We start from the raw sequence: 17573 nt of genomic DNA, 5'->3' as shown, positions 1-17573 counted from the left end.
GGCAAGCTATCGATACCCAACTAAAATCTCCTTCTTCTATAATCATATCAAACCATGTGGGCAGGTATTAATTTTATTTACTATTATGAATATCTGTAAACAACTGATATAATAAATAGAGGCCTAAACCACCTTTGTATATTCAGAACCCAAAAAGTCGATAGAAATAATTTTTAGGAACAGTTTCTAAAAACAAATTTTAGCCAATTACTAGTAAATTTGCGGTCAATATATAGGAGGAGTACTTTGTGAGTAAAATGCCTGGGGAAAACGTTGGGTGTGGTGGCTCACGCAGATTTACTGCTTAATTGTTTCTTATATTTTCATAAAAGTTTTGATAGAGCAATTATTTATTTATAAAGAAGCAGATAAGGTTTCTACTTTTTCACGTGCTCTTCCAATATTTCTGATTATTCCAACATTAAGCTATTTGCTCTTTAGCAAGGATTCTATACAATATTTTAAATTTGAGAGGTCAACCCGAAAAAAAGCCATACTTAAAGCTTTAATTATACCAGCAGGAATTATCTTATTAACTATAATTAGGGATCTTATATTTAAGTACCTAATCTGATTACCCAAACTTATGAAACTATCAATAATAAAAGAGCCTTGCGGCTCTTTATATAAGGGGAAAAGATCTATTTTTATCAGGAGGTGTCCTGTTATTTATATCATATACCCTTAAAGTTAAGGAACTATGAATAGAATGTTAAATCCTATTACATTGTGATTACAATTTGATTATTTATAGAGAGGCTATAATGTAGTTTGGAAATTTTAATAGAGTTCATTGTAAGTTTTTCATTTCTCCAATAGCTCCGGTCGTAGTAATTCTCAACCTTAATGTCTTATTATTTCTCAATTTCGCTTCTTAATTTTCAGTGTCTTTCTAACCCAATAGGCCCAAATAGCCCCCATAATAAACTTTTGGCTAACTATTGTAAATAAATAGAAAAACCTCACAAGCTTTAACCTGTGAGGTTTTCTTCTAACGCGCCCGGCAGAGATCGAATCCACAACCTTCTGATCCGTAGTCAGACGCTCTATCCAGTTGAGCTACGGGCGCAAATCTAAACGAACATATTATATGATAATACAAATTAGATAAAAAATCAATAACAATTTTTAATTGCTAATGAAATTATGAGTATGCTGCATCTTCATCATAAGATTTTACAATAGAATACATAACATGATGGAATATTTTCCGTCTTATCCAATATATTTATTTTGTGGACAATTTCTCACAACAACATAAAGGTTGACAAAAACATTTCATGATTTTGTTCAGATACCCGAAGAACTGTTGTTTATTGATAATCTGATTTACAAGGGATAAGATATGAAAAAGATTATTTATTATGCACTGCTGTTGTTTTTTATTATAATAATACTTCCGCTTCTAGTTGTACGTGGATGCTCTGCAAATACGATCCATGAATATGAGGAAGAAAAAATTACCGGTCAGGAAAGTGAAATGGTCAGGGTTCTTGACACAAAAGAAGATAAAGTTCTTGAGATGGATCTGGAGCAATATGTTAGAGGGGTTGTTGCAGCTGAAATGCCTGCGGATTTTGAATTGGAAGCATTGAAGGCTCAAGCTGTTGCTGCCAGGACATATATGTTAGGAAGGGTAAACGGTATCTACGGTTCTAAGGATGATGTACATAAGGGTGCCAATATATGTACCAATCCGGCTCATTGTCAGGCATGGATCAGCAAGCAGGACGCATATAAGAGATGGAGTGCTTTCTCTGCAAAAGCTAATTGGGATAAAATTACAAGGGCTGTTGTTGAAACAAAAGGAATCATAATAAAATATAACAATGTCATTGCCAATCCGTTTTATCACTCAAATAGCGGTGGAAGAACGGAAAATATAGAGGATGTTTGGGGAGGCAGAAGTATTCCGTATCTTAAGAGTGTAGAGAGCAGAGGGGAGGAAGCTGCCAAGGAATATAAAAAAACTATTTCCTTAAAGGAAGAGGATTTTGTGAAAAAGCTGGAAGAGGAATACGGCGAACTGGAATTTGAGGAGGATGTGTTTATTGATAATATAGAAATATTAACATTTACCGAGGGAGGGAGAATTAATACCTTAAAAGTGGGAAACAAGGTTATGAAGGGGACCGATATAAGACGGATTTTTTCACTCAATTCTGCAAACTTTAAAATTGAAGAGAAGAAGAAGACTATTTATATAACAACTGTTGGAAATGGTCATGGTGTTGGAATGAGCCAATGGGGAGCAAATCATCTCGCAAAAGAAGGAATGGATTTTCAGGAAATCCTAAAATATTATTATAAAGGTGTTGAATTAGAGACCGATGCTGCCTTTAATGCAGAATAAGCAATTATTATTTAAATAATAAAACGGTTGATGGAAATTAATATTATATATATAATTTATAACGGAAGTTAATTAAATATTAGCAGTTTAGATCGTCTTGAAGTGTTATGTTAAGGGTGTGATAATTTGCAAAGGGATGCTCAGCCTAAAATATGGGAAAGCCTTAGGAATTCAACGGGATACATACCTGCAATAGTTAAAACATTGGAAAGAATCCATGACAGAAGCTGGTCCATGGAACCAAACATGCATGAGTTCTTTGAAATGGTTTATATAAAAAAGGGACACGCGGTGTTTGAAATATCCGGACAACCTGTACCGATAGGCCCGAATGATATAGTTATCATAAAGCCCAACCAAAGCCACAGGTTTGTTGTTAAATCGGAAGAGGACTGTGAGTTTATAGTTCTAAGCTTTAAATTTATTAATCAGTCCAGCAGCGAGTTTTCAGAGGTGCCTCTTGAGGATTTTCTTAATTTTGTCAGCAGCAAAGAGTCAGGTGCTTTTATATCTTTGAAAGTAAGTCAGAGGAATGAGATAATAACCATACTTAACAGGATTTTGAAGGAAAGGCAAAACAATGACATAGGAAGTGATTTTTTAGATCATCTTCTTGTTATGGAATTGTTTGTATATATTTCAAGAGCCCTAAAAATGGAATGGGAATCCAGCATTATGGGAAAAAGTATGAAAGTAAAGGAGCTTATAAAAATCTCAGTAAATTATATCAACAATAATTTTGAGAGAGATATAACAATAAGTGATATTGCAAAATACGTTTTCTTAAGCCCTAGCTATTTTGCAAGGGCATTTAAAGAAGAAATGGGTACAAGTCCTATTAACTATCTGCTTAAGGTAAGAATAGAAAGGGCGAAAGAGATATTGGCGGACGAGTCCTTAAAAATCAGCGATATTGCATACGAAATTGGTTTCTCCAACCAGCAGAGATTTAATGAAATATTTAAAAAATACACTAAGATGACGCCATTGAAGTATAGGAAGTCCATAAGTCAAAAAACATGAAAAATAGCCCATGAATGAGGTTAATAACAGGAAGAATAAATTTTTTTGCTGTTATATAATGCAGTTATAATGAGTTACGATATTACTGAAATTACAAATTAGAGGATTTTTATTGGGAGGTTGGTTTATGACACAGAAAACATTCAAAATAACAGTTCTTCCTGGAGACGGGATAGGTCCTGAGGTAATAAAGCAGGCAATTGCCACAATTAAGGAAGTTGAAAAAAAGTATGGCTGCAAATTTGAACTTACTGAGGCACTAATAGGCGGATGTGCTATTGATGCTCATGGAGTACCGCTCCCGGACAGTACACTTGAGCAATGTAAGAACAGCGATGCTGTATTGCTTGGTGCTGTCGGTGGAGCCAAATGGGACACGCTTCCAGGCCATATCAGGCCGGAAGCAGGTTTGCTGGCTATTAGAGCAGGGCTTGGTTTATTTGCAAACCTAAGGCCTGCAATCATATACGGTTCACTCAAGAATGCATCCCCTTTAAGATCTGATATAGTGCAGGATGGGATCGATATAATGGTGGTAAGGGAGCTTACAGGCGGTATATATTTTGGTAAAAGGGGAAGAACTTCCGTTGAAGGAATGGGTGAGGCTGCTTATGATACTGAAATGTATAGTACTGCTGAGGTGGAGAGGATTGCAAAAGTAGGGTTTGAGTCAGCCATGAAGAGAAACAAAATATTGACTTCAGTTGATAAGGCCAATGTTCTTGAGAGCTCAAGGCTTTGGAGAGAAGTGGTTGTTAAAATGTCCAAAGAATACCCTGAAGTTACCCTCAATCATATGTATGTTGACAACGCAGCTATGCAGCTTGTCAGAAACCCTATGCAGTTTGATGTTATTGTTACATCCAACATGTTTGGAGACATATTGTCGGATGAGGCATCCATGATAACAGGTTCTATTGGAATGCTTCCATCAGCCAGCCTCGGTGCAGGTACACTCGGTTTGTACGAGCCTATTCACGGATCTGCTCCAGATATAGCAGGTCAGGACAAAGCAAACCCAATAGCTACAATTTTATCGGTTGCAATGATGATGAGATATTCATGCGGTCTTGACGATATTGCAAAAGACATAGAAGCTGCTGTTGAAAGGGTTCTTGAAAAAGGTTACAGGACAGGTGATATTTACAGCGAAGGAACTGAGCTGGTTGGGACAACTAAAATGGGAAGCCTCATTAACAGCGAAATTTCTAAAGCATAAATTTTATACAAGCAAGCGGTTTTGTTCTGGGAGTTTCCAGACATAAAAAGGGGAGCTGTGCACTACTTAGTGCAACAGCCCCTTTAATTTTAAACCTTGTTAATCATAAATAGTTATTAACCCCTAACTTTTTCAAGGTAATATGATGTAAAACAAAAAATACAAATAAGATTTTACTCCTCCAGTTATACGATATAACAATTAATATTTGGTATACTTACCAACCAATCTACCGACTATTATGACCTCGTCCTTGCTGAAAGTTTCTCTGCCAAGCAAATTGCTGTCTGCTTTAAGAGTTATTGAATCTTCATTCTCGCCCTTATAATACTTTCTTAAAAGTGCTGAGTTTTCAAATAGTATCAAAACAATATCTCCATCGCATATGCTTGAACCTTTTGAAATTACTAAGACATCTTCATACTTAATTCCACTATCAATCAGGCTGTTGTCAGGACAGTTTAAAATAAAACAATCTGTCGCATCTTCAAGGAAGTCCGGAGGTACTGGCTGATATTTGACAACATTGTAAATGCTATACAAATCACCAATATTTCTTTTGCTTATTTTCTTTACTTCAGGAATATAAACAGGGTCTGTGTATTGGGAATTTCCAGAAACAAGCTTGATAGAACGTGCCATACCTACTTCTCTCTTTATAACCCCTTTTTGTTGTAACCTGTTTAGTATACCTTGTACTGCTCCCGGTGTCTTTTCCCCTACCAATTCACCGATTTCTCTAACTGTTGGAGGAATACCGTTTTCTCTAATAAATGTTTCAATTGCTGAATAAATCTTTTTTTGCTTTGACGTAAGTGAATCAAATTCAGAAGGCACACTCATCACCCTTTTTAATAAATTATTAGAAATATTGATAAAGAAAACAAATTATCAAAGACAATATTAACAGACTTTTAGAAAAAATTCAAATTATATAATAACATTTATGTAAATTAGATACATGTTATTACATGCCAAAATGAAGGCGGATTTTCAGAAAGGCTATTAACATATAATGTAAAAGGGTCTTGTGAAGGCTGTAATACGTGGGTTTCTGTGGTTTACATAAAAAATAAATCTTGGAAGGATAAAAAATTGCATAACAAACAATATATAATATATAGAAACTTTTTATTGCTATTTACCAAATATTTAATATATGAACAGAAACGTGTGTATATCTGGAATTGTGAAAGACAAACGTAAATTTGTGTGAATGTATTAATATTATATGGGTGGATATATTATATAGTGGTTATATTATATGAAACACTGCATTCTGCCGTTTACTAAGGTTTTATAAATGGACTTGAGGTGACGTATTGTTTAAACTATTAAAAAATGGGAAGATATATAGCCCACAGTATATGGGAGTTATGGATATTTTGATAGCTGTGGGAAAGATAATTAAAGTTCAGGAAAATATTACGCAAGACGGGCTTTGGGATGTTGAAACCATTGATTGTACCGGTAAAATCGTTTTGCCGGGAATTATTGACCAACACCTTCATATTATTGGCGGCGGGGGAGAAAGAGGCCCGGCCAGCAGAATACCGGAAATATTTCTGACGGATATAGTGAATGCGGGTATAACAACTGTTGTAGGAGTTTTAGGTTTTGACGGGCTGACAAGGAGTATGGCAGGCCTGCTTGCAAAGGCGAGGGCCCTGGAAGTTGAAGGTGTTAACACATTTATATATACAGGCAGCTATGGATTGCCAACAACAACGCTCACAGGAAGTGTTATTTCAGACATTACATTTATTGACAAGGTAATTGGTGCAGGGGAGATCGCTATCTCCGATTACAGGAGCAGCCACCCTGATACTAAAGAATTAAAGTCACTTGCCTATGAGGTGAAAATAGGCTCTATGATATCCAACAAGGCAGGTGTGCTTCATATACATGTAGGTGATGGTAAGGACGGGCTGAAACCTTTAACCGATCTTTTGAATGATTCTGAATTTCCTGTTGAGATGTTTGTTCCAACCCATGTTAACAGAAACAGAAAGCTGTTTGAGCAGGGACTGGAGCATTTAAAAGCGGGAGGAAACATCGATCTAACTGCAGGAAGTACCGGCGGAATGGGGTATGATGTACCGGATGCATTGTCAATAATTATTGAAAGCGGCAAAGGGCTTGACAGGGTGACTATTTCGTCCGATGCAAACGGAAGTATACCCAATAGCAGCGGTGAACTTGGAGTAGGCAAGGTAAATATGCTTATTGATGATTTAAAGAAAAGCATATTGGAAAGAGGATTAAAAATTGAAGATGTATTTAGTACGGTAACTTTAAATGTGGCACAGCTGCTGAAATTATATCCGCAAAAAGGAATATTAGCCAACGGAAGTGATGCTGATATTTTGGTGATGGATGAGAAAGAACTTAAAATATTTGAACTCATGATAAATGGAGTTAGTTTTGTGCATGAGGGAAAAACCATAAAAAAAGGGAGCTACGAGAACTAAGATGGCATCATTAATAAATCAAATAGCAAGCGGGCTGTATTATTTTTTCTGCGTATTAAGCAACATAATTGTGTACAAGCTGGGTTTTATAGTTCTGCTATTCTTAACCCTTTTGGCCTATAAATTATTCTATAAAATCAGTAAGAAGAAAACTATTAAAAGTGATTAATGTATAGCACTTTTAATTGCAAAAGGTGATCATATGAATGAATATAGTATAGAAAAAAGAAGTGGTGCATCCCTTAAAGGAACTGTCCTATGCATACTTGCAGGCTGGGTTTGTGCCTTGTTATCGATTTTTATAATACCCTATGCATTTGGTGTTATTGGAGTAATAATGGGAATAGTGGTTTCAAAAAACGGCAGCAGGCATGGGTTGCCTATAATTATGGCAAGTGTAATACTTATGGGAATAGGGCTTATGTTTAATGAGGCGATCTTGGACTACACAATACAAAACATCTGTGGTAAATAATGGAGGATGCAATGGAGGAAAAAGCAAGAGGAAATTTGGTTATTATCGGTGGAGCAGAAGATAAAAAAGGAGAAAGCAAGGTTCTAAAAAAAGTTGCTGAAATAGCCGGAACTATAGATGCAGAATTTGTTGTTCTTACAACAGCTACTGAGCACCCGATAGAAGTTGGAAATGAATACCTCAATGTATTTCAAAGGCTTGGAATAAATAATATTGAGATTCTCGATATAAGCACGAGAGAGGACGCCAACAATGAAGACAATTATAGAAAGATAGTCAATTCGGGAGGTGTCTTTATGACTGGTGGAGACCAACTAAGGATAACAAGTATTCTTGGAGGAACAAAGGTTTTTTCTGCCCTTAAGGAAGCATATCTAAAAGGTGTTGTTATAGCGGGAACCAGTGCTGGTGCATCAGTAATGAGCAATACCATGATTGTTGATGGAAACAGCAATGATCCGGCAAGAAAATGTACCCTTAAAATGGCGTCGGGCCTTGGACTTTTAGAGGAAGCTATTATAGACCAGCACTTTGATCAAAGAGGCAGGTTCGGACGCCTTATGTGCGGAGTTGCTGAAAACCCTCACATGCTTGGAATTGGAATTGACGAGGATACAGCAATAAGGGTTTATCCTGATGCACATTTTGAAGTTGTAGGATCATATGCTGTAACAATCATAGACGGGAAATCCATTGTAAGCTCAAATGTATCTGAATTAAAGCCTGATGAAATACTGGCAATAGCCAACGTAACAGTCCATGTATTGCCGGAAGGATACGGCTTTGATATGAAAAGCAGGGAAGTCCTTAGATTGCATTGATATTTATTATTTAGTTTCAGGAGGAAAGAAAGTGCAAATAAATAATATACGCATTTTTGAAGGAAAAAACATATATAGTTTCAAGCCGGTTATAAGGATGGAGGTGGACATAGGGGATTTATATCAAAAACCTACCTGCGATATGCCAGGTTTTAACGAATATATTGTTGAACTTTTTCCAGGACTGAAAAAACACGGCTGTTCACTTGGTTATGAAGGCGGCTTTATGGAAAGGCTCAGTGAGGGGACTTATATCGGACATGTTATGGAGCATGCGATTATAGACCTTCAAAACACACTTGGGTTTGATGTTGCTTTTGGTAAAACTAGAGTATTAAAAGAACCTTCTATTTACAATATAATCTACCAATATGTTGATGAAAGGTGCGGCGTCGAATGCGGAAAGGCTGTTATAGAAATTGTAACGGCATTTTTTGAAAACAAAGGTATTGACAAGGCCCAGTTTGTGAAGATTTATGATAAGCTGAGAAGACTGATGATAGAAGGTGAGTTAGGGCCAAGCACAAAAGCCATCTATGATGAAGCGGTAAGACGCGGTATACCTGTCAGGCGGGTTGGGAATGAGAGTATTCTGCAGCTTGGTCTCGGAAAGAATACAAAGTATGTAGAAGCTTCTCTGACTAGTTTATCGGGTTGTGTCGCAGTGGACATTGTATCAAATAAACACCTCACCAAAAAGATTCTGACAGATTATAAAATTCCCGTTCCCTACGGTGAAATTGTATATTCGGAAGAAGATGCAGTGGCCACAGCCAGGTCAATAGGCTATCCTGTAGTGGTTAAGCCCTATGATGGAAGCCAGGGTAGAGGGGTTTCTACCAATCTGTTAAACGAAGAGGATGTGAGGTCAGCGTACAGTGAGGCTATAAAGCACAGCAGAGCTGTAATGGTTGAATCCTATATAGAAGGAAAGGATTACAGGATACTAGTGGTTGGAGACAAGGTATCAGCGGTCTCCGAAAGAAAACCCCCCTTTGTCAAGGGTGATGGGATTCATACCATATCGGAGCTTGTAAAATTAAAAAATCAGGACCCTTTAAGAGGCGATAATCATGAAAAGCCCCTTACAAGGATAAAACTTGATAATGTGGCATTGGACTTGCTCAAAAGGAATGGATATACTACAAGTTATATACCAAAAAGCGGCGAAACAATTTATCTGCGATCAAACACAAACCTAAGTACTGGAGGTACGGCGAAGGACTGTACCGATGAAATACACGCCGAAAATAAAAAGGCTGCCATAAAGGCAGCAAAAGTGCTTGAGCTTGATGTTGCCGGTATTGATATGAAAATTAAGGATATTTTCATGCCCATAGACGAGGAAAACGGTGCCATTATAGAAGTTAATGCGGCACCAGGACTAAGGATGCACTTGTATCCATCGGAAGGCAAACCTAGAAATGTTGCTGCAGATATATTGGACATGCTTTATCCTGAGGGCAGCCAGTTTTCCATACCTGTTATTGCTGTTACCGGGACAAACGGTAAAACAACAACTACCCGGCTAATCAGACATACACTTGGACTAAAAGGCAGCAAGGTCGGAATGACAACCACCAGTGGTATTTTTATTGGGGATGAGTGCATATTGGAAGGAGATAACACTGGTCCAGTAAGTGCACAGATAGTACTTTCCAACAAGGAAACGGAGATCGCGGTACTCGAAACAGCCAGGGGAGGTATTGTCAGGGGCGGATTGGGATACGACCTGGCAGATGTAGCTGTTTTAACAAATGTAAGTGATGACCATATAGGCTTGGATGGTATAAAGGATATTGAGGATTTGGCCTATATCAAATCCCTTATTGTGGAAGCGGTAAAGCCAGAAGGCAGTTCGGTTTTGAACGCTGACGACCCTATGATTGAATATTTCTTAGGAAGGGCTAAGGGAAGTATTATTCTATTTTCAAAAGACAAAAACAATCGTTATTTAAGGAAGCACATAAATAATGGAGGTGTTGCCCTGTATTGTGATGGAAGATTCCTCTATATTTATGATGAAAAGGAAATAACTGTTATTGAAGTTGCGAAGATTCCAATAACCTTTGACGGATATGTGAAATGCAATGTTGAAAACTCATTGGCGGCAGCTGCTGCACTCTATGCTGCAGGGATTCCTGTGGAGCTTATCGAGATGGGCCTTAAGACCTTTATACCTGATGAAAGATTAAATCCGGGAAGGTTCAATCTCTTTGATATGGGAGATTTTAAGGTTCTATTGGATTATGGGCATAATCCGGCAGGCTTTGAGTGCGTTTCCGACTTTGTGCTGTCACAGAAGGCTGGAAGATATGTTGGTGTAATTGGTGTGCCTGGAGATAGGCAGGACAGCAGTATAAAGGCTGTGGGGATCCTGTGCAGTCAAGTGTTTACCCATATTTATATTAAAGAGGATGATGACTTGAGAGGTAGAGAGCCCGGCGAAGTAGCAGGGTTGTTATATGATACATTGATAAGCAATGGATTTAATAAGGACAATATAAGTATTATTTTGCCTGAGGGCGAAGCACTGGAAACAGCTATAGAAAATGCTATGCCGCAAGACTTGATTGTCATGTTTTATCAGAAATTTTCCGAGTCAATGAACATTATAAAAAGCTATGTAAAAGACAAAGTTCAGGAAGAATCCCTTGTTTAGCATGATCAAAAAGTAATTTTCATTCATGCCTTAGCATGATACACCGCTGTTTTTTGGCAAAAAGAATTACGTATACCTTTGAACTCTTTACAAGTTTGCAGTATAATAAAAGGAATGACTAAAGTATTACCAATATTTTCGCTTAAAAAGTATTTGTTTTGTAAAGAGAGGTTTTAAGGATGGTTGATAAGGAGAGAGTCAAAGCAGCAGTTAGAGAGATTTTAATAGCTATTGGAGATGATCCTGACAGGGAAGGGCTTATAGAAACGCCGGATAGAGTTGCAAGGATGTATGAAGAGATTTTTGCAGGGTTGCATAAGGAGCCGAGGGAATATGTGAAGGTGTTCCAGGAAGAGAATCACGAAGAAATTGTACTTGTTAAGGATATTCCCACATATTCTATATGTGAACACCATTTGCTGCCATTTGTGGGCGTTGCCCATGTTGTATATATTCCTAGAAAAGGGAAAGTAATGGGTCTTAGCAAGCTGGCCAGAATTGTAGACATTATTGCCAAGAAGCCCCAGCTTCAGGAGAGATTGACTAGTCAGGTTGCAGATGTTCTGATGGATACAATTAATCCAATCGGTGCTGCGGTTGTGATGGAGGCAGAGCATTTATGCATGACTATGAGAGGAATTAAAAAGCCTGGATCAAAGACCATAACATCAGCATTAAGAGGTATTATTAAAACTGATGCAAGAACAAGGGCTGAAGTCATGGCACTCATTAAGGAATGAATAAACTACGGAACGCTTTAGACTTTTTTAGGTTTAAAGTGTTTTGTATATTTTAAATAAAACTTTAATACCGGAATGGAATTAAGTTTTTATTATTCCCGAATAAAGGAGGTTTTTATATGAATGAGTTTCGACAATATGACGGGTATACTCAAACAAGAGGATTAGCTGCACATATGATAAAGGTATATGCATGGATGTTCTTAGGGCTCATGGTTTCTGCAGTATCTGCAATTATAGCTGTATCTACACCCCTTGGATATTTGGTGTATAATCCAATAAGTTTGATAATACTTGTTCTGGCTGAAGTAGGGATGGTGTGGTTTTTGTCGGCAAGGGTAATCAATATGAATTATTCAACGGCGGCAGGTGTATTTGTAACCTACTCAGCTATTAACGGACTAACGCTGTCTCTTATTTTTTACATGTATACATTAGGCTCCATTTTTTATGTGTTTTTTATTACAGCTCTGTTTTTCGGTGCAATGAGCGTGTATGGTGCTGTAACTAAGCAAGATCTGACGAGTATAGGTTCATTTCTTGCTATGGGGCTTATAGGAGTACTCCTGGCATCAATAGTAAATATTTTTCTTGCCAGCTCAACACTTTACTGGATAATTTCCTATGCAGGAGTTGCCGTATTTTTGGGACTTACGGCGTATGACGTGCAGAAAATTAAAAGGTATTATGGCACTCTAGCCGGTACCCCAAGAGAAAACAATGTGGCAATTTTGGGTGCCTTGCAATTGTATCTTGACTTTATTAATCTTTTCTTGTTTATACTGAGGATATTAGGCCGAAGAAGATAGTTGGCATATGAAATCAGGCACTATTAATTTTTTTGCTTTATATAATATGTTTTGCAATAACTTCAAATACATGAGAGGGTTATTGCAAAACATATTTTGGTGCTTTAGAAGGACAAAATTAGAAAATTAAAAATATATTATTTTTTGCCGAATTATAGTATAATTAAGAATAATGCATAACAGGGTGAATATAAAAGTAACTGCTTAATGGTTTAAATGCCATAATCCTTCTAAGGAGTGAATCAAATGGAAGTAAAAAACAAGGTTAATATAAGAGTAGCTGGAAAAGATTATACTTTGGTTGGCGTTGAGTCTGAGGAGTATTTACAGAAAATCGGTCTATATATAGATAAAAAAATGAATGAGATAATGAAGGTCAATACAAGGCTTAGTACGTCAATGGCAGCTGTTCTTACTGCAATTAATATAGCTGACGATTATTTTAAATCTTTTGAAGAAGAGAAAAGGCTTCAAAAGGAGCTTGACGATGCACAAGCTGAATTGGAAAGGCTTAAAGAGGCTAACAAGGCATTAACAGCTGAAAATGCGGCTTTGCAAAGCAAAAATACTGATCTTCAACTTGAGCTTGCCAAAAAAGAGGTTGAGCTTGGTGGAGTAAAAAGCACAATTGGAAAGGTTAGGCATAGATAAAACCGGGTATTATTATTTTAATATATGAAGGGCGGTGGTGTTGGATGGACGGTTATATCAAATTAACAGACTTGGCACTTCTCTTAGTTTCAGCAGCTGTAGTAGTTTCGGCTGTTTTTTTAATTATTTTTCTCAAAAACCTTACTGATTGCTTAAAGGTAGTAAAAACACTGCTTAAAGATAATCAGGCCAATATTGACGAAAGCCTTAAAAACATGCCTTCTATTACTAATAATATCAAAGAGGCTTCGGAGGCTGCCAATAGAGAGATTAAAGCCGTAGAATCTGCAATATGCAGCTTGGGAGCTGCTGCTGAAGAAACTGCAACGGCTGTGGTTAAAATCAAAAAGGATTTTGGTGAGGTAATTAATTTAGTAAGTGCCCTTAAGTTCATTAAGGAATTTGCAAAGGTAATGTTAAAGGGGAAAGAGAGGTAGAATCATGAGAATGATTTTCCTTTTTATAGATGGGTTTGGTATTGGTGAGGATGAAGAGTCAAAGAACCCTCTAAAGTCGGCAAAGGCTTCAAATATACAATACATACTGAAAAACTGCAAAGTTTTTGCTACCGATGCCAGCCTTGGTGTCCCGGGCCTTCCCCAGAGTGCTACAGGCCAGACGGCAATTTTTACAGCCCAAAACGCATCCATGATTCTCGGCAGGCATTTAAGCGGACAACCTACTGTAAGCCTTAAAAAGATCATTACAAAATCCAATCTTTTTTCTGAGATTATAAAAAGAGGGTACAGGGTGACTAATTCTAATGTATATAGGGAAGAATACCTTGTAAAAATGCATGATCCAAAGGAAAGAAGGTACAGGCCGTCTGTTACTTCCGTTATGACCCATTCGAGCAAAATAGCATTTAGAACCGTAGAGGATTATAAAAAGGGAAATGGGGTCTATCATGACATAACGGGGGAGATCTTAAGAAATAGCGGATATGATGTAGAGATTATCACACCCGAGGAAGCTGCTTTACGGCTGTATAAAATAAGCAGGGATTATGATTTTACCCTTTTTGAGCATTTTATGACCGATTTGGTAGGGCATAAGGCCGATATGGAGGAAGCCTCCAAAGTAATCGAAAAGCTGGATTTATTTATAGGTGCACTTATAAAGCTGATAGATTTTGAAGAGGATGTTTTGATTATTGCCAGCGATCACGGTAATATTGAGGATGTGACGGTTAAAACTCATACCTTTAATAAAGTTCCTACAATAATAATGGGTAAAGTACCTCAAGTTACCGACTTAACTGTAGAATCCCTGACTGATATAATGCCCTTTGCATTACAAATATTGGACAAAAAATGATAAAAGTGCTGCAATGCACATAATGAAGAGGTTTAGGATGAAGAAGGAGATTGAATTACTTGCACCTGCAGGAAACTGGGAGTCCTTTTTAGGGGCAGTGGAAAATGGTGCCGATGCGGTTTATCTTGGAAGTAAATACTTTAGTGCCAGGCAGAATGCCGGCAATTTCGACAGGGAGCTTCTTATGGAAGCTCTTAAATATGCCCGGGTAAGAGGTGTGAAGGTTTATCTTGCATTAAACACACTCATTCTGGACAATGAACTGGAAGAAGCTTTAAAAGTGGCTTTAGATGCCTATCTTTCCGGAATAGACGGGATAATTGTGCAGGATTTAGGATTGGCACGGATGCTCAGGAAATACATACCTGAGCTGGATATACATGCCAGCACACAGATGACGGTTTATAACAAAGAAGGTGTGAAGGTCCTCGAAGAACTGGGATTTAAAAGGGTTGTACTTGCAAGAGAGCTATCAATTCAGGAGATTTCAGACATTTCAAATAATTCATCTATAGAAACAGAGATTTTTATCCATGGAGCATTATGTGTCAGCTATTCGGGGCAATGTCTCATGAGCAGCCTGATAGGAGGAAGAAGCGGTAACAGGGGTAGATGTGCACAGCCTTGCAGGCTTCCCTATGAAATGGCTTCAGGTGATTTAGATAGTCAGGCAAAAATAAAAAGAGGTTACCTTTTAAGCCCGAAGGATTTGAGCTCCATAACGCTTCTTGGTGAAATACTTAAGTCTGGTGCTGCTTCCCTTAAGATAGAAGGAAGAATGAAGCAACCTGAGTATGTAGCTACTGTTGTTAGAATATACAGGAAATATATAGATCTTTACTCCAATAGCCAATTTAGTAAGATATCTGAACAAGAAAAAGAAAACGACGTAAAAGAATTAATGCAGGCCTTTAACAGAGGAGGCTTTTCGGAGGGATATCTCAAAGGCAAAACAGGAAGCGATATGATGTGCTATGAAAAGCCAAAGAATTGGGGTATCCATATAGGAAATGTCATCTCTTTCAATAAAGAGTCAAGCAGTATAAAGATGAAAATGAATGAAGACTTGTCCATAGGAGATGGAATTGAGGTGTTAAACGGGGAGGAAATAAATCCGGGAACCGTTGTAACATATATAAAAACAGAAGACGGAAAGAAGAACTTTGCACGGAAGGGCGATATAGCCTATATTGGGGACATAAAAGGAAATATACCCAAGGGTGGAAAGGTCTACAGAACATCAAGCAAGGCTTTGAATATGCGAGCAGCAGAGACTTTTAGCGGCAAGACCAGTATTCGAAAAGTCATGATAGAAGGGGTAATATCAATTAGACAGAATTCCCCCGTAGTTCTCAGAATATCCGACGGGAAAAATAGTATAGAGGTTATCTCTGAAAAGATGCCGGAAATAGCATTAAATAGGCCAATAGCCAGGGAAAGGGTAGAGGAACAGCTTTACAAGACAGGAAATGCACCCTTTAAATTCAGAAGGTTGGATGTGGAGCTGGAGGAGGGTCTTACGGTACCTGTAAGTGAAATTAATAACTTAAGAAGAAAAGCTTTAGATGAGCTTTACAATATAAAAGCAGCAGTCGATACTAAAAAAAGGTCGGAATCGGTTGGGGAATGGGGAAAATGTTTGTTTGATTTCCCGGGAAATAGTCGAAAAGAAAAAAATAATGTTAAAATTTCTATCTATATTTACAGCTGGAATAAAAAATACCAAAATAATGCTTTATTTAAGGCAGATATAATATATATACCTTTTAAGGAGCTTTTGAATCAGGAAAACTTAAGGTATTTTGATGAATTAAAACAAAAGGGCTGTAGTATATACGCAGCACTTCCCGCCATTACAAGGGGAAATTATGATAAGCTCATAAAGTCAAAGCTTCCAGGTATCATTAAAAGCGGAATTATAGATGGAATTCTTTTGGGCAATATAGGGCAGCTCAAATATGTAAAGGACGCTCCGGGGATTAAGCTTAGGTGTGATCATAGTTTTAATATATTTAACAGTGCGACTTTAGCCCAGTTACATGGTTTGGGGGTAGATGGGGCCGTATTGTCCCCCGAATTGAACCTTGAGCATCTAAAAGAAATGGCTAAGGACAGTTATATGGATAAAGAGGTAATTGTATACGGAAGGCTTCCTGTTATGGTAAGTGAGTATTGTCCTGTGGGCTGTGTAGTGGGAAAAAAGGAGTCAGGCAAGGAATGTAAGCAAAGCCCTTGCGAGGGTAGATATGATCTAAAGGATAGGATAGGAGCCCGATTTCCTGTTTTGTGTGACAGAATAGACTGCAGGAGCACAATTTTAAGTTCGGACAGGCTTTCTATACCTGAGTGTGTGGGGGAGCTTAAAATAATCGGAATTGAGACATTCAGATTTAATATATGGGATGAGAGTAATGATGATATTGATAAGTTGATAAAAAAATTTATATGAAATGAGAGGATTGAGGTATAAATGCATTCAAAAGGGGTTAAAATTTTTGTAGAAATTTGTAGAAAAGGCGTATCTCTTCCTGAGTATGCCAGACATGGAGATGCAGGGATGGACATATTAGCAGCAGAAGATGTGGTAATAGAGCCTGGGGAAACGGTTATTATACCTACAGGACTTAAGGTTGCAATTCCAAATGGGTACGAGTTGCAGGTGAGACCTCGAAGCGGTATATCCTATAAAACACCGCTCAGGGTTTCAAACAGCCCGGGTACCATTGACAGTGGTTATAGGGATGAGGTTGGGATTATTATGACCAACACATCAACTAAAAGGGATACTGATGATTTGCTGCCTATCAGCAGCATAGGTAATATTAACGGAACGTATTCTATTAAAAAGGGAGACCGGGTTGCCCAGATAACTTTGCAGGTTGTTCCTCAAATTGAACTTGAAGTGGTGGACTCTGTTAAGGATATAGGCATCAATCGCGGAGGCGGATTTGGCTCCACCGGTACAAACTGAATAGTTTTACATTTAATCTATAGCCTTTATCTATGCTAAGGCCTAAAGGCTATAGATTATG

Annotated in this window: 15 protein-coding genes and 1 tRNA gene; 14 read left to right on the top strand and 2 right to left on the bottom strand. The window is 37.7% G+C overall.

Annotated elements, in window-relative coordinates:
* Positions 1–995 precede the first annotated feature (995 nt).
* Positions 996–1069: transfer RNA gene (locus VIO64_RS20650), tRNA-Arg, on the bottom strand.
* Between the two features lie 276 nt (positions 1070–1345).
* Here VIO64_RS20650 and spoIID point away from each other — a divergent pair.
* The 3 genes from spoIID to leuB all read left to right on the top strand — a co-directional run bounded on the left by spoIID (position 1346) and on the right by leuB (position 4595).
* Positions 1346–2353: a stage II sporulation protein D gene (gene spoIID, locus VIO64_RS20645; RefSeq protein ID WP_331921638.1), complete on the top strand. Its 1008-nt coding sequence runs from the start codon at positions 1346–1348 to the stop codon at positions 2351–2353.
* Between the two features lie 126 nt (positions 2354–2479).
* Positions 2480–3376, top strand: coding sequence for an AraC family transcriptional regulator (locus VIO64_RS20640; RefSeq protein ID WP_331921637.1), 897 nt, complete (start codon positions 2480–2482; stop codon positions 3374–3376).
* 127 nt (positions 3377–3503) lie between these two features.
* Positions 3504–4595 carry a 3-isopropylmalate dehydrogenase gene (leuB, locus tag VIO64_RS20635; protein ID WP_331921636.1) on the top strand — a complete coding sequence of 364 codons (1092 nt, stop codon included), beginning with the start codon at positions 3504–3506 and terminating at the stop codon, positions 4593–4595.
* Positions 4596–4796: 201 nt separating this feature from the next.
* Here leuB and VIO64_RS20630 read toward each other — a convergent pair whose 3' ends face one another.
* Entirely contained in the window at positions 4797–5438 is a 642-nt protein-coding gene (locus VIO64_RS20630) for a LexA family protein (protein ID WP_331921635.1), read from the bottom strand.
* A gap of 479 nt (positions 5439–5917) precedes the next feature.
* Between VIO64_RS20630 and iadA the strand changes: the two genes are divergently transcribed.
* The 11 genes from iadA (at position 5918) to dut (ending at position 17512) form a co-directional block, all read left to right on the top strand.
* The gene (gene iadA / locus VIO64_RS20625; RefSeq protein WP_331921634.1) at positions 5918–7066 is read left to right on the top strand and encodes a beta-aspartyl-peptidase; all 1149 of its coding nucleotides are present in this window, start codon (positions 5918–5920) and stop codon (positions 7064–7066) included.
* Between the two features lie 202 nt (positions 7067–7268).
* Positions 7269–7541 carry a hypothetical protein gene (locus VIO64_RS20620; protein WP_331921633.1) on the top strand — a complete coding sequence of 91 codons (273 nt, stop codon included), beginning with the start codon at positions 7269–7271 and terminating at the stop codon, positions 7539–7541.
* An 11-nt stretch (positions 7542–7552) separates the two neighbouring features.
* Positions 7553–8362 carry a cyanophycinase gene (locus VIO64_RS20615; RefSeq protein ID WP_331921632.1) on the top strand — a complete coding sequence of 270 codons (810 nt, stop codon included), beginning with the start codon at positions 7553–7555 and terminating at the stop codon, positions 8360–8362.
* Between the two features lie 31 nt (positions 8363–8393).
* On the top strand, positions 8394–11024 hold the full coding sequence (gene cphA / locus VIO64_RS20610) for a cyanophycin synthetase (RefSeq protein WP_331921631.1): 2631 nt from the start codon (positions 8394–8396) through the stop codon (positions 11022–11024).
* 179 nt (positions 11025–11203) lie between these two features.
* Positions 11204–11764: a GTP cyclohydrolase I FolE gene (gene folE, locus VIO64_RS20605; RefSeq protein ID WP_331921630.1), complete on the top strand. Its 561-nt coding sequence runs from the start codon at positions 11204–11206 to the stop codon at positions 11762–11764.
* 119 nt (positions 11765–11883) lie between these two features.
* Positions 11884–12573 carry a Bax inhibitor-1/YccA family protein gene (locus VIO64_RS20600; RefSeq protein WP_331921629.1) on the top strand — a complete coding sequence of 230 codons (690 nt, stop codon included), beginning with the start codon at positions 11884–11886 and terminating at the stop codon, positions 12571–12573.
* Positions 12574–12819: 246 nt separating this feature from the next.
* Positions 12820–13224 carry a cell division protein ZapA gene (gene zapA, locus VIO64_RS20595; RefSeq protein WP_331921628.1) on the top strand — a complete coding sequence of 135 codons (405 nt, stop codon included), beginning with the start codon at positions 12820–12822 and terminating at the stop codon, positions 13222–13224.
* A 44-nt stretch (positions 13225–13268) separates the two neighbouring features.
* The gene (locus tag VIO64_RS20590; RefSeq protein ID WP_331921627.1) at positions 13269–13661 is read left to right on the top strand and encodes a hypothetical protein; all 393 of its coding nucleotides are present in this window, start codon (positions 13269–13271) and stop codon (positions 13659–13661) included.
* Positions 13662–13665: 4 nt separating this feature from the next.
* Positions 13666–14541, top strand: a complete 876-nt coding sequence (locus VIO64_RS20585; protein ID WP_331921626.1) for an alkaline phosphatase family protein — start codon at positions 13666–13668, stop codon at positions 14539–14541.
* A gap of 37 nt (positions 14542–14578) precedes the next feature.
* Positions 14579–16990 carry a DUF3656 domain-containing U32 family peptidase gene (locus VIO64_RS20580; protein ID WP_331921625.1) on the top strand — a complete coding sequence of 804 codons (2412 nt, stop codon included), beginning with the start codon at positions 14579–14581 and terminating at the stop codon, positions 16988–16990.
* 21 nt (positions 16991–17011) lie between these two features.
* Positions 17012–17512: a dUTP diphosphatase gene (gene dut, locus VIO64_RS20575; protein ID WP_331921624.1), complete on the top strand. Its 501-nt coding sequence runs from the start codon at positions 17012–17014 to the stop codon at positions 17510–17512.
* Positions 17513–17573 lie beyond the last annotated feature (61 nt).

Origin of the sequence: Pseudobacteroides sp. (assembly GCF_036567765.1) — a bacterium.
Taxonomy (GTDB): Bacteria; Bacillota; Clostridia; order Acetivibrionales; family DSM-2933; genus Pseudobacteroides.
This window is presented reverse-complemented; position numbering and strand designations above follow the sequence as displayed.

Coding starts and splice junctions, on each gene's coding strand:
- VIO64_RS20580 (WP_331921625.1), top strand. CDS start 14,579: ATGAAGAAGGAGATTGAATTACTTGCACCTGCAGGAAACTGGGAGTCC.
- VIO64_RS20590 (WP_331921627.1), top strand. CDS start 13,269: ATGGACGGTTATATCAAATTAACAGACTTGGCACTTCTCTTAGTTTCA.
- VIO64_RS20630 (WP_331921635.1), bottom strand. CDS start 5,438: ATGAGTGTGCCTTCTGAATTTGATTCACTTACGTCAAAGCAAAAAAAG.
- VIO64_RS20615 (WP_331921632.1), top strand. CDS start 7,553: ATGGAGGAAAAAGCAAGAGGAAATTTGGTTATTATCGGTGGAGCAGAA.
- leuB (WP_331921636.1), top strand. CDS start 3,504: ATGACACAGAAAACATTCAAAATAACAGTTCTTCCTGGAGACGGGATA.
- spoIID (WP_331921638.1), top strand. CDS start 1,346: ATGAAAAAGATTATTTATTATGCACTGCTGTTGTTTTTTATTATAATA.
- zapA (WP_331921628.1), top strand. CDS start 12,820: ATGGAAGTAAAAAACAAGGTTAATATAAGAGTAGCTGGAAAAGATTAT.
- VIO64_RS20620 (WP_331921633.1), top strand. CDS start 7,269: ATGAATGAATATAGTATAGAAAAAAGAAGTGGTGCATCCCTTAAAGGA.
- VIO64_RS20585 (WP_331921626.1), top strand. CDS start 13,666: ATGAGAATGATTTTCCTTTTTATAGATGGGTTTGGTATTGGTGAGGAT.
- dut (WP_331921624.1), top strand. CDS start 17,012: ATGCATTCAAAAGGGGTTAAAATTTTTGTAGAAATTTGTAGAAAAGGC.
- folE (WP_331921630.1), top strand. CDS start 11,204: ATGGTTGATAAGGAGAGAGTCAAAGCAGCAGTTAGAGAGATTTTAATA.
- VIO64_RS20600 (WP_331921629.1), top strand. CDS start 11,884: ATGAATGAGTTTCGACAATATGACGGGTATACTCAAACAAGAGGATTA.